The 13,098-nt window shown below is 65.0% G+C and carries 10 protein-coding genes; 7 read left to right on the top strand and 3 right to left on the bottom strand.

The genetic code is table 11. The annotated features are described in order from the left end of the window. Positions 1–91: 91 nt before the first annotated feature. A complete protein-coding gene (locus F3J19_RS08820) occupies positions 92–4,588 on the top strand; it encodes a filamentous hemagglutinin N-terminal domain-containing protein (RefSeq protein ID WP_167039843.1) in 4,497 nt (1,498 codons plus the stop codon). Here the strand turns inward: F3J19_RS08820 and F3J19_RS08825 are convergent. The 3 genes from F3J19_RS08825 to F3J19_RS08835 all read right to left on the bottom strand — a co-directional run bounded on the left by F3J19_RS08825 (position 4,585) and on the right by F3J19_RS08835 (position 7,100). After that, a complete protein-coding gene (locus F3J19_RS08825; RefSeq protein ID WP_167039946.1) occupies positions 4,585–5,430 on the bottom strand; it encodes a glycosyltransferase family A protein in 846 nt (281 codons plus the stop codon). The genes F3J19_RS08820 and F3J19_RS08825 overlap by 4 nt on opposite strands. A 154-nt stretch (positions 5,431–5,584) precedes the next feature. Beyond that, complete coding sequence (locus F3J19_RS08830; RefSeq protein WP_167039845.1) at positions 5,585–6,385, bottom strand: protein phosphatase 2C domain-containing protein; 801 nt, start codon at positions 6,383–6,385, stop codon at positions 5,585–5,587. A 34-nt stretch (positions 6,386–6,419) separates the two neighbouring features. Continuing rightward, a complete protein-coding gene (locus tag F3J19_RS08835; RefSeq protein WP_167039948.1) occupies positions 6,420–7,100 on the bottom strand; it encodes a hypothetical protein in 681 nt (226 codons plus the stop codon). A gap of 869 nt (positions 7,101–7,969) precedes the next feature. Here F3J19_RS08835 and tssA point away from each other — a divergent pair. The 6 genes from tssA to tssE all read left to right on the top strand — a co-directional run bounded on the left by tssA (position 7,970) and on the right by tssE (position 13,096). After that, positions 7,970–9,007, top strand: a complete 1,038-nt coding sequence (tssA, locus tag F3J19_RS08840; protein WP_167039846.1) for a type VI secretion system protein TssA — start codon at positions 7,970–7,972, stop codon at positions 9,005–9,007. Between the two features lie 86 nt (positions 9,008–9,093). Beyond that, positions 9,094–9,600: a type VI secretion system contractile sheath small subunit gene (tssB, locus tag F3J19_RS08845; RefSeq protein ID WP_205192674.1), complete on the top strand. Its 507-nt coding sequence runs from the start codon at positions 9,094–9,096 to the stop codon at positions 9,598–9,600. Positions 9,601–9,625: 25 nt separating this feature from the next. Beyond that, on the top strand, positions 9,626–11,122 hold the full coding sequence (gene tssC / locus F3J19_RS08850; RefSeq protein ID WP_167039850.1) for a type VI secretion system contractile sheath large subunit: 1,497 nt from the start codon (positions 9,626–9,628) through the stop codon (positions 11,120–11,122). A gap of 48 nt (positions 11,123–11,170) precedes the next feature. Beyond that, a complete protein-coding gene (locus F3J19_RS08855; RefSeq protein WP_167039852.1) occupies positions 11,171–11,659 on the top strand; it encodes a type VI secretion system tube protein Hcp in 489 nt (162 codons plus the stop codon). A 95-nt stretch (positions 11,660–11,754) separates the two neighbouring features. Beyond that, positions 11,755–12,591 (top strand): type VI secretion system accessory protein TagJ, encoded by an 837-nt coding sequence (locus F3J19_RS08860; RefSeq protein WP_167039854.1) that lies wholly within the window; start codon positions 11,755–11,757, stop codon positions 12,589–12,591. Beyond that, the gene (gene tssE, locus F3J19_RS08865) at positions 12,584–13,096 is read left to right on the top strand and encodes a type VI secretion system baseplate subunit TssE (RefSeq protein ID WP_167039855.1); all 513 of its coding nucleotides are present in this window, start codon (positions 12,584–12,586) and stop codon (positions 13,094–13,096) included. Before F3J19_RS08860 ends, tssE begins: the two co-directional genes overlap by 8 nt. Positions 13,097–13,098 lie beyond the last annotated feature (2 nt).

Genomic DNA, 13,098 nt, shown 5'->3' on the forward strand with positions numbered 1-13,098 from the left:
ATCGGGTCGCCGGTTGCCGCGCGCGCAGCGCTGGCGGCAGGATCGTTGAATCGTGGGTCGTGCCGGGAGGCTCCCGGCGCCGAGGTGTGCGATGAACAAGCCATGCAGGGCGCGGCCGAGGCGCGCCAACAACGCGATTGCCGGCGCGGTCGCCGCGCTGTTCGCGGCGTCGTGTCTGCCGTCCGCGTTCGCGAACCCGACCGGCGCGCAGGTGGTGGCCGGCACGGTCGGCATCAGCTCGCCGGGCGCGGGGCAGATGAACATTACGCAAGGCTCGTCGAATGCGATCGTCAACTGGAACACGTTTTCGATCGGCGCGGGCGAAGCGGTCAGGATCGTGCAGCCGTCGGCGGCTTCGGCCCTGCTCAACCGCGTGACGGGCAACGACCCCAGCGTGATCGCGGGACGCCTGCAGGCCAACGGCAAGGTGTTTCTCGTCAATCCGGCCGGGGTGATCTTTGCGCCGGGGTCGTCGGTGAACGTGGGGTCGATGATCGCCTCGACCCTCAACATCTCCAATGCCGATTTCCTCGCCGGCAACTATCGCTTCGTCGGCACCTCGGCGGCATCGGTCAGCAATGCCGGTTCGCTGACGGCGGCGGAAGGCGGCACCGTCGCGTTGCTCGGCGGCACGGTCAGCAATAGCGGCACGGTCAACGCGAAGCTCGGCACCGTCGCGCTGGGCGCGGGCAACGACATTACCGTCGACTTCGCCGGCGACGGCCTGACGACGCTGAAGATCAACCATGGGGCGGCCAACGCATTGATCGGCAACACCGGCACGCTGGCCGCCGACGGTGGCACGGTGGTGATGAGCGCGCAGACCGCCGACGCGCTGGCCGGCACGGTCATCAACCAGCAGGGCATCGTGCGCGCGCAAAGCCTTAGCGAACACGACGGCCATATTCTGCTCGACGGCGGCACGAACGGTGCGACGCTCGTGAGCGGAACGCTCGACGCGAGCGGCGGTGCCGGGCAAACCGGCGGCCGGATCGACGTGACGGGCTACGACGTGGCGCTGCTGGCGGGCGCCTATGTCGACGCGAGCGGCGCCGCCGGCGGCGGCACCGTGCATTTCGGCGGCGGCTCGGCGGGTGCGGACCCGACCGTGCGCAATGCCAATGCGATCTGGATGTCGCCCACCGCGAGCATCCACGCGGACGCGCTCGTCGACGGCAACGGCGGCAACATCGCCGCCTATAGCGAGACGGTCAGCCGCATTTACGGCACGTTGACGGCGAAGGGCGGCCCGCAGGGCGGCAACGGCGGCCTGATCGAAACCTCGGGGCACACGCTCGACACGACCGGAATGAGCGTCGACGCATCGGCGCCGAAGGGGCAGGGTGGCCTGTGGCTGCTCGATCCGTTCGAGGTCGACATCGTGACGACCTTGCCCGAGGGCGCCGTCGCGCCGACTCCGTCGGCCGACAGCCCCGTGACGTTCGGCCCGTTCACGGGCACCACGTACATCCTCAACTCGGCGCTCACCGGTCCGCTGAGCGGCGGCACCTCGGTGAAGATATCGACCGGGCTCGATGCGAACAACGACGTGGGCGACATCGTGGTCGACGCACCGCTCAGCATCACGACCGGTACCAAGGCCGCGACGCTCACGCTGAACGCGACGGGCTCGGTGAAGATCAACAGCAACATCACGTCGAGCGCGGCCCCGCTCAGCCTGACTTTCGATGCGAACACCCAGGGGACGAGCCCGAACAGTCTGATCGCGTTCCAGAGCGTCACCGTCAACACCAACGGCGGCAGCATCACGTTGAACGGCAACGGCGGGACCAGCCCGGTGCTGATCGACACGTCGATCATCGACACGGCGGGCGGCGCGCTGTCGGCCAGCGGCACGTTCCCGCTCGAGGGTGTCGCGATCGGCTATCTGGTGACGGCATCGACAGGCATCCTCATCAACGCGTCGCAGATTTCCACCGAGGGCGGCCCGCAGACCCTCACGGGCGTTGCGCTGGGCCCGAACGCGGCGGGCGTGTCGATCGAGGGCGTGAGCACCATCTCGACGACCAGCGGCCCGCTTGACATCGAGGGCACGGCGACCGCCGGCGGCGCTTCCAACGACGGCGTGTTCGTGATCGGCGGCAACCAGATTCAGACCGGCAGCGGCGCGCTCAGCATCAACGGCCAGGGCAGTTCGAATATCGAGCAGCCGGGCACCGGCGTCTTTCTGTCGAACAGTTCCGTCAGCACCGCGAGCGGGCCGATCAGCGTGAACGGCACGTCCACGGGCAGCTTCGGCACCGGCGTTTACGTGTTCGGTGGCGTTTCCGAGGGCGACACCGGCACGCTGCAACCGGGGATCAGCAGTTCGGGCGGGGCGATCGCGATTGGCGGCAGCGTGTCGCAAAGCGGCGACGCGAGTCTCGGCATCGACGTCGAGAACACCACGATCTCCAACACGAGCGGCCCGATCAGCATGACGGGGGGCGTGACCGGCACCACCACCGGCGGCAGCTTCGCGACCGGCACCTATATCTACAACAGCACGTTGAGCACGGGCAGCGGCGCCATGGCCGCCTCGGGCAGCGTGTCGTCGAACATGAGCGTCAGTATCGGTCTCGACCTGCGCGGGTCGTCGGTCCAGTCGACGAGCGGCAACATCGCCTTCACGGGGCAGAGTGTCGGGACGGCGGCCGAAGGCTCCTCGGTGATCGGCCTCGCGCTGGAGAACACGCCTTGCGGCGACTGCGTGCAGCCCGGTCCCACCTCGATAACGACCGGCGGCACCGTGAGCCTCTACGGCAGCGGCGTCGGTTCCGGTGTCGAAGGCGTGCTGATTACCGATGCATCGTCGGTCACCTCGACCAACGGCGGTGCGATCGATATTCGCGGCGCGGTGACCGGACCCGTTGCCGCGAGCCCGAACCTGCAGGGCGACTATGGCGTGCTGATCAGCAGCGGCACGCTCAGCGCGACCGGAGCGAACACCACCATCGGCATCGCCGGTTCGACCACCACGACCGATCCGGGCGTTGCGATCGGCGTCCCGATGCCGGTCGACGAGTCGAGCGAGTTCGGCTTCTCCTTGACGACCACCGGTACGAACGGCAACAACGCGACGATTTCGACGGCGAATCCCGGCTCGATCGTATTGCGCGCATTCAACGACGGCACCGCGAGCAGCCTAGCCATCACGCAGGCGGCGCTGAGCTCGCCGGGCGGCGTGCTGGCGATCATGCCGGCCTCGGTGGACCCGTCGAGCTTCGCGATCACCGCGCAGGACGGCACGCCGATCACCTTGCTCGGCACGGGCGGCGGCCTGAGCATCGACGCCGCGACCTTCGCGACCTTCGCGTCGATCCCGAACATCGTGCTCGGGTCCAGCACGCAGACCGGCGCGATCACCGTCAACGGGCAGTGCGCGTCGGGCAGCACGACTTGCACGACGCGTCCGAGCTTCGCGAACAATCTCACGCTGACCAATCCGGGCGCGGGCAGTGGCGGGATCGCGCTGCCCTACGGCATCTCGATGCCGGGCCAAACCTTGACGCTGATTTCGGCCGGTCCCGTTACCGACCCCGGCGGCATTCAGGCGGCCGGACTGCTGCTCGCCGGTCCCGGCAACTTCCAGTTGACCGATCCACAAAACGACGTCGCCGTGCTGGCGATGTCCCAGGCGGGCAACGTCGATTTTTCGGACTCCCACGGTTTCGTGATCGGTCCCCTGACGAGCCAGACGTTCAGTTACGCCACGGGCAGCACGAGCACGGTCGACGCGACCAACTCCACGCTGACCGGCAACCTCGTCGCGACCGCGAGCACTGGCAATATCGGACTCGGCGGCAGCACGCCTTCTGCGGCGGGGCCGAATACGAATCTGAGCGCGAACGGCTCGATCGACCTCGTAATGGAGAGCGGCGTTTTCGTCGACGCGGGCAGCGGCACGCTCAGCGCCGGCAATGGCTGGCGCATCTGGGCCAGCACCTGGAACGGCGAGACGCGCGGCAGCGTACAGCCGAACACCGCGCAGCCGAATTTCTACGGTTGCCTGTTCGGTTCGGGCTGTAGCTGGGGCGGCACGGTGCCGACCAGCGGCGATCATTTCGTCTATGCCGCGCGGCCGACGCTGACCGTCACCGCGGACGGCGCGACCCGCTTCGTCGGCGCGCCGAACCCCGCCTTCACGTTCACGGCGAGCGGCCTGATCAATGGCGACACCGCCGCGGGCGCGTTGAGCGGCTCGGAGACGACCACGGCAAACGCCGGATCGCCGGCGGGGAGCTATCCGATCAACCCCAACTTCGGATCGAACGTGGGCTATATCGTCAACGAATTGCCCGGCACGCTGACCGTGCTGCCGTTGCCGAACTCGCCGCAGCCGATCTTCGATCCGATCGCACACAGCGGATTGCAATCGGTGTTCGGCAGTCAGGAGCAGACCTTCGTCTACGAAAACAATCTGCAGGGCACCAACATCTGCATCGGCTCGAACCAGCCGCTCTTCAGCACGACGACACCGGGCGACAATCAGGACATTCTCGCGGTGGAGTGGAAGCGGGTGCGTTCGCAGCCGAACCTGAACAGTTGCATGCTGATTAACAGCCAGCACGGCTGCGGCGACTTCTAGCGTTGTTTGGGTGTTTCGCGGGGCGCTGCGGGGGCGCTTGCGTTAGCGTCGCCAGCGTCGCTGACCTCCGCTGCCGCGCCGCCGGCCGGCGCATGCAGCGCGCGCAGTTGCGCGAGGGCCAGCTCCGCGCTGGCGACGAAGCGTTGCGACAGCCGCAATGCCTCGACGACCTCTTCATAGAGGGGCCGTTCCATGCCCATATGAATTCTGAAAAACCGCTCGGCGTGGATGCCGGGATGGTAATGCTGGCGAACCCGCTTGCCGTCGATCAGCCGCCGGTTGCCGAACAGCCTGCCGAGTGCCCATGAAAATGCGCCGTCTTCGCCGCCGACGCGGCGGAAGAATTCGTCGAGCGGAAAGCCGCCGAGCGCGCGATACACCGCGCGCCGGATCACCAGACTGCTCGGCACGGTATTGCTGAGGATCGCTGCATATTTGTCGAAGTCGGGATGCTCGACGATGGCCTGCGGAAAACCAACATAGTCGACGTCGAGCCGCACGGACGCTTCCCGCGGCGCGCGCTGCAAATACTGGCTGGCCGCAGCCAGTGCGCCGGGCAGGTATTCGTCGTCGGCGTCGATGAAGGCCAGCAGGTCCTGCGTCGCGTGCATCGCGGCCCAGTTGCGCGCGGCGGCGACGCCGCCGTTCACGTGCATGCGCAGCACTTCCACGCGCGCGTCGCGCTGGCGGTAATGCTGCGCGACTTCGAACGACGCATCGGTCGAGCCGTCGTCGACGACGATGATCTGCGCCGCCTCCGGCTGGATCAGGCAGCTGTCCAGCGCGCGCCCGAGCGTCGTCGCCATTTGCAGGCAGGGAATGATGATCGAGATCGGCACGATACGAATCCTGCTCGGTGATTCTGCTCAGTAAGCCTGTTCGATAAGCTCACTCAATAAGCCTGCTCAGGAATCCTGCGAAAGAGAGCGGATGGCGTACGCTTCGGACGTTGCGCTCATGGTTCGTCAGGATTCCACTGGATGGGGGCCGCGACGTCTACACTGGTCCGGCGCCCGGCGTCACCCTCAATTCCGTCGCTTCCGGATCGCCACCGATCCACACTGCGAGCGCCGTGAAGTTGTCGTGATTGGCGCTCGCGTTCGCGCGCACCTTGTCCGCCAGCGCGTCGAGCCACGCGGCGGGCGTCGCTGCCTGCGCCAGCGCGTCGACGATGCCGGCGTCGTCGGCGTACTCCCAGAGTCCGTCGGTGCAGATCAGGAAAGCGTCGCCGTCACGCAGCGCGAAGGTGCCGGCCACGCTCGCGATCTGCAACGGGTCCCGGGTGCCGAGCGCCGCATACAGCACATTGCGGCGCGGGTGATGGCGCATCTCCTCGGCGGCCAGCAGGTGGGCGTCGACCATCTCCTGGACCATGCTGTGGTCGCGCGTTCGCGCGCTGATTCCGCCATGGCGAAAGCAGTAGAGGCGGGTGTCGCCGCAGTGCGCCCACGCGGCCGTTCCGCAGTCGCGATCGATGGCGAGCAGCACGGCGGTCGAGCGCATGTCCTTCTCGTTGCCGTCGCCGCGCAACTGTTCTTCGACGATGTTCTCGTTGGCATGCGTGAGCGCGCTCGCGAGGCGCTCGCCGGTCGGCGGCAACTCGGCCACGGTCAGGTAGCGCAAATCTGCCAGTACGGAATCGACGACGAGGCGCGAAGCGACGTCGCCGCCGCCGTGTCCGCCGGCGCCGTCGGCGACGACGCAATAGTAGAGCCGTTCGCTCGACCAGTCGCCGAACGAATCTTCGTTGCGCGGGCGGCCGCCCCGGTCGGTCAGGCTTGCGGTGACGAGTTGCACCGTTGACCTCTCATGTGCTCGCGGTCTCTCGACCTTATTCCTGCGCGTGCGACTGCGCGGACAGAATGCCCAGCACCAGCAGGATGGCCATGCGATTGCACGGCGTGATGTCGATGCCGAGGTCCTGCTCGATCCACTGGCCGATTTCCGTGCGGCTGAAGTCGGCCGGGATCGAGCCTTTTTTCAGCGTGACGCCGAGCTTGCGGGCCCGATAGTGATACGACGCAATACCGTAACGCGCCGCCACTTGCGACAAACCGCCTTTCTCGTTCGAGAGCCAGCCGAGACTGCCGGCGAGCAGCATGCGGTCGGCGTCGTCGAGCGAGGCGATGAAGCGCGACGCCGATTCGCGCACTTCGGCTTCATGCAGGCCGTATTGCAATAGCACCGAGCCGATCGGGTCCGGATGAAAGGCCGCTTGCCGGTCGACTTCCGGCATCACGTCGTCTTCGTCGATCGACACGTTGCGCTGATGGCTCGCGCTGCGCAGGCAGTCGATCAGATAACGGCGGAAGTACGCGCACACCGCGTGGCTGCTCGAAGGCGCGCTGTGCAGCGGGAAGGTGGGCGATGCCGTCTGCGCGGCGTCGAGACGGAACACCTTGAAATAGAGGAACTGCGAGATCAGTTCTTCCTTGTCCTCGCCGAGCGCCTGCAACTCCGACGGATGGTAGCCCGTCAGCGCGCGGCGCACGATCGTGTAGATCGATGCCATCTCGTCATGGCTCAAACAGGTGCGGCGCTGCCACAGGTCGGGCAGCGCGCTTTCTCCAGCGTGGTCTATTACCGCTGCGCTTTGGATCTCTGCCACTTGTCACCCCGGAGTGGTGAACCTCGCTCGGGCGAGGCTCTACTGGTTAACTGCCCATTCTTGGCGAGTCCGTGATGCACGGGACTCCAGTCCTCGACGAATCCGTGCAGCCGCGCCGCCCTCCCAGACAGCGGCGCGTCAAATCCATGCAATACCGGTAATGCCGCGCGGCAACCGGTAGAGTGACTGGAAACAGCGTTAGTCTATTGGCCCGTTTTCTTTAATACAAGATAAAACTTAATGGGCTATTCGACATTTATGCGCATTGTCGTATTTCTATCGGGACTAACCCGTAATTATGATTTAAGCGCTTAGCGGTGCAAAAAAAGTTTAATTTTTTTGCAAAATCGGGGTGCCGGATTCGTTTACCACTATGCCGGAACATCCCGCCGATCGACCGACCCAAAAGGGGCGGTGGAGAAATTATAGGACGACCGTTTAGTCTGATGATTACGGTTTGTTCTGGAACGGAAAGCTGCGAGCGTTTTAAATATTTATGAAATTGGAAGCTATTTCATATAGTATTTAACTTAATTAACCAAAATGACTTTTTATTGCTGTCCGGCTTTGATTTTCCGGGCCGCGTGCTATTCTCATATCGAATTGCCAATGAGAAAACGTAAGCTTCGCTAAAAGATCGCGTGAGTCCGGCGCGGGCAATTTAAATAGAGTTAAGAGGTATTTCGGGGGAGCGCTCATTCCCTGGCGGCAAGGCAACCCGTACCGGTCCTTTACGGTGCGTCGAGACTACTCATCCGAGACCGATACAAGACATGGCCACGCTTGCTGCGGGCGTATTGCTTGCCGAGATATCCGCCGAGAGTCCGTGCGGAGACGACCTTGAGTACCACCCTGACTTCCTGCAACTCGAGCAGGTCGTGCATGGCAAGCCCGAGGTGCAGTACGGCGAGACTACCGTCGCCGCCACGCCGCCCGACTGGAAAGTCGCGGAAGCGCTGTCACTCGATCTGCTCGCGAGAAGCCGTGATTTGCGAGTCGCGGTGCACCTGTCGCGCGCGCTGCTGAATCGCAAGGGTTTCGCCGGCTTTGCCGAGGGTCTTGCGCTGGTGCAGGGGCTGCTCGAACAGCGCTGGGATCATGTGTATCCGCAACTCGATGCGGACGACGACAACGATCCGACCGCCCGCGTCAACACGCTCACCGCGCTGACCGAAGCCTCCGGCATGCTGCTGGACGTGCGCGATGCCGCGCTCGTGTCGTCGCGCGCGCATGGCATCGTCAGTTTGCGCGACATCGAATATGCGACCGGCGAAGTGCCGCTCGCCAATGGCGTCGAAGCGCCGTCGCTCAGCTCGATCGACGCGGTGATCGCCGACGCGCACGAAGACGCGGTGGCCACGCACGCCGCCTTGCTCGACGCGCTGCATGCCGGGATGCGCATCGAGACGGTCTTGACCGAACACGTCGGCGCCGCGCGCGCCATCGACCTCTCGCCGCTCACGAAGCTGCTGCGGCGCGCCGCCGACTTTCTCGGCGAACGTCTCGGCACATCGGCCGTCGCGGCGGAGGGGGCGCTGGACGAGGCGGCGGCCGGCGAGGCCGCGCCGGGGCAACGCGCGGGCGCGGCGCCGGTGCCGGTGTCCGGCGACATCACGGATCGTCAGGACGTGATCCGCGTGCTCGACAAGATCTGCGCGTACTACGAACGTCACGAACCCTCCAGCCCGGTGCCGCTGTTATTGCTGCGCGCGCGCCGTCTGGTCGACAAGAGCTTTATGGAAATCCTGCAGGACCTCGCGCCCGAAGGAATGAGCCAGGCCCGGCAGGTAGGCGGTATCGAGAACGAGTAAGCAGTCAGCCGGGGATGTGCTTTTTGCGTTTAGCAACGCCAGTCACGCGCCATGCTGCTCGCGGCCGTGCGGCGTCAACCAGGGGAATGGTCGTGGCCAAGGAAAGCAGCCAGAAATTCATCGCGCGCAATCGGGCGCCGCGGGTTCAGATCGAGTACGACGTCGAAGTCTACGGCTCGGAGAAGAAGGTCAATCTGCCCTTCGTCATGGGCGTGCTGGCCGATCTCTCCGGGCAGCCGGCGGACCCGCTCGCGCCGGTGGCGGATCGCAAGTTTCTCGAGATCGACGTCGACAATTTCGACGAGCGTCTGAAGTCGATGAAACCGCGCGTTGCCGTGCAGGTGCCGAACATGCTGACGGGCGAGGGCAACCTCGCCGTCGACATGACCTTCGAGAGCATGGACGACTTCTCGCCCGCGGCGGTCGCGCGCAAGGTGGATGCGCTGGCCAAGCTGCTGGAAGCGCGCGGCCAGTTGCAGAACCTGCTGACGTACATGGACGGCAAGACCGGCGCCGAGGACCTGATCGCGAAGCTGCTGAGCGATCCGGCCTTGCTGCAGTCGCTGGCGTCCGCACCGAAGCCGCAGGAATGAGTGTGAACCACAGGGGAGTCTGACCATGGCCGAACCTAGTACGCAAGGGCAAGCGCAACCCGGCGAAACCTCGCTCGAAATGAGCGATTTCGCGAACCTGCTGCAAAAGGAATTCAAGCCGAAGAGCGACAAGGCGAAGGAAGCCGTCGAAACGGCGGTGCGCACGCTCGCCGAACAGGCGCTGCGCGATACCAACGTGATTTCCGGCGACGTGCTCGCGACGATCGAATCGCTGATCGCGCAGATCGACGCGAAGCTGACCGCGCAGATCAACCAGATCATCCACTCGGAAGAGTTCCAGAAAGTCGAGAGCGCATGGCGCGGCTTGCACTATCTGGTGAACAACACCGAGACGGACGAAACCCTGAAGATCCGCGTGATGAACGTATCGAAGGGCGATCTGTACAAGACGCTCAAGAAGTACAAGGGCACCGCGTGGGATCAAAGCCCGTTCTTCAAGAAGCTCTATGAAGAGGAGTACGGCCAGTTCGGCGGCGAGCCGTACGGCGCGCTGGTGGCCGATTACCACTTCGACAACAGCGGCCCCGACGTCGATCTGCTGACGCAGATGGCGAAGATCTCCGCCGCCGCGCATGCGCCGTTCATCGCGGGTGCCGATCCCGCCGTGATGCTGATGGACTCCTGGCAGGAGCTGGCGAATCCGCGCGACCTGACGAAAATATTTCAAACTCCTGAGCATGCGGCCTGGCGCTCGCTGCGCGAATCGGAAGATTCGCGCTACGTGGGTCTCGCGATGCCGCGCTTTCTCGCCCGCGCGCCGTATGGCGCGAAAACCAACCCGGTCGAGGAGTTCGATTTCGAGGAAGACACCGCCGGCGCCGACAGCAGCAAATACTCATGGGCCAATGCGGCCTATGCGATGGCGACCAACATCAATCGCTCGTTCAAGATGTATGGCTGGTGCTCGCGGATTCGCGGCATCGAGTCGGGCGGCGCGGTCGAGAATCTGCCGGTGCATGCGTTCCCCACCGACGACGGCGGCGTCGACATGAAGTGCCCGACCGAAATCGCCATCAGCGATCGCCGCGAAGCCGAACTGGCGAAGAACGGTTTCATGCCGCTCGTGCACAAGAAGAACTCCGATTTCGCCGCCTTCATCGGCGCGCAGTCGCTGCATAAGCCCGCCGAGTACGAAGACCCGGACGCCACCGCGAACGCGAATCTGGCCGCCCGTCTGCCGTACCTGTTCGCGTGCAGCCGCTTCGCGCACTACCTGAAGTGCATCGTGCGCGACAAGGTCGGCAGCTTCAAGGAGAAGGACGACATGCAGCGCTGGCTGCAGAACTGGATTCTGCAGTACGTCGATGGCGATCCCGCGCACTCGACGGAAGAGTCCAAGGCAAGACGGCCGCTTGCCGCCGCGGAGGTGGTCGTCGAAGAAGTGGAAGGCAATCCGGGGTATTACACGTCGAAGTTTTTCCTGCGTCCGCATTACCAGTTGGAAGGCCTGACCGTATCGCTACGGTTGGTTTCGAAGCTTCCGTCCGCCAAGGCGGCATGACGGAAATCCCTTTTTTTCAGTGACGAATTGTTTTGAGCGGAGAAAGACATGGCCATCGATATGTTCATGAAGCTGGGCGATATTAAGGGCGAGTCGCAGGACAAGACCCATAAGGAAGAAATCGAAGTGCTGGCATGGAGCTGGGGGCTGAGCCAGAGCGGCACGATGCACATGGGGACGGGCGGCGGGGCCGGCAAGGTATCGGTGCAGGACCTCTCGTTCACCAAATACAGCGACAAGGCCACGCCGCCGATCATGGCGGCCTGTACCAAGGGCACGCACATCGACAAGGCGCTGCTGACCGTGCGCAAGGCCGGCGGCGACAACCCGCTCGAGTACTACAAGGTCACGCTCGAAGGCGTGCTGGTCAGCTCCTACTCGACGGGCGGCTCGGGCGGCGAAGAGCGTTTCACCGAGAACGTCACGCTCAACTTCGAGAAGTTCCATGTCGAGTATCAGCCGCAAAACGCCAAGGGTGCGAAGGAAGGCGGGGTGGTCGAAACGAAGTGGAACATTCCCGCCAACGCCGAGAGTTGAGCGGCAGGCAGCATGAGACGACCGCACCGCGCCGGCCACGCCGCCGCGGTGCGGCGGCGGGTGGGATGACCTCAGCCTGAGCGGAGCGAACCGGCATGACAGCAGAAGAGTGTTTGCGCGCGGGCGATGTCGACGGATGCCTGAGCGAATTGCAGAACCAGGTTCGCAAGGACCCGTCGAAAGCCGCTTATCGCGTCTTTCTGTTCCAGTTGCTCGCGGTGACGGGCGCGTGGGATCGCGCGCTGACGCAACTGAACGTGGTGGGCGAACTCGACGCCGCGGCGTTGCCGATGGTGCAAACCTATCGCGCGGCGTTGCAGTGCGAAGCATTGCGCGACGCGGTGTTCAAAGGCGAACACGCGCCGCTGATTTTCGGCGAGCCGACCGGCTGGCTCGCCTTGCTCGTCGAAGCATTGCGGCTCGAAGCCGCGGGCGATGCCGGCGCGGCGGCGGCCGCGCGCGCGCAGGCGCTCGAGGAAGCGCCGGCCACCGCCGGCACGCTGAACGGCGAGCCGTTTGCATGGCTCGCCGATGCCGACAACCGGCTCGGCCCGACCCTCGAAACCTTGCTGAACGGCCGCTATTACTGGATTCCGTTTGACCGTATCAAACGCATCGTGATCGAGCCGCCCTCGGACCTGCGCGATCGGGTCTGGATGCCGGCCATCTTTACCTGGGCCAACGACGGCCAGGCCGCCGGCCTGATTCCGGCCCGCTATCCGGGCACGCTCGCTCATCCGGATCGCGCGTTGTGGCTCGCGCAACTGACCGATTGGAGCAGTGACGATCCGGCGACCGCGCGGCCCGTCGGACAGCGCATGTTCGCCTCGGAGGCGAACGACTACGCGCTCTTCGACGTACGAACCATCGAACTGGAAAGCCGTGCTGCGGACCCCGAAGAGAACGGCGCGGCCGTCCCCGATCATGGCTGAGCTGACCGCCCGCGACCGCCTGCAGCCGTCGCTGCTCGACCGGCTGACCGATCTCGAACCCGAGGCGAGCCAGGAGGCGCGCGAGCGCCGCGTGCTGTCGATGCGCGCGCTGCGCGAGAGCGTGCAGCGCGACCTCGCCTGGCTGCTGAATGCGAACGGCCTCGCGTCGGTGCAGGACCTGAGCGGTTATCCGTACGTCGCGACCTCGGTCATCAACTTCGGCTTGCCGGACATTGCCGGCAAGACCGCCTCGGGGATCGACCCGCTGCGGCTCGAACGGCTGGTGCGCGACGCGATCTGGGCGTTCGAGCCGCGCATTCTGCGCGATACCGTGCGGGTCAGTTCGATGCAGTTCGAAGAAACCACCGGGCGTCATAACACCGTGTCGTTTCTGGTCGAGGGCGACCTGTGGGCGCAGCCGTATCCGGAGCGGCTCTACTTCAGGACCGAACTGGACCTGGAGGCCGGCGAGATGCGCGTGATCGATCAGGGCGGGCCGCGCTGAAG

This window comes from Burkholderia sp. Ax-1724 (assembly GCF_011752995.1).
Classification (GTDB): Bacteria; Pseudomonadota; Gammaproteobacteria; order Burkholderiales; family Burkholderiaceae; genus Paraburkholderia.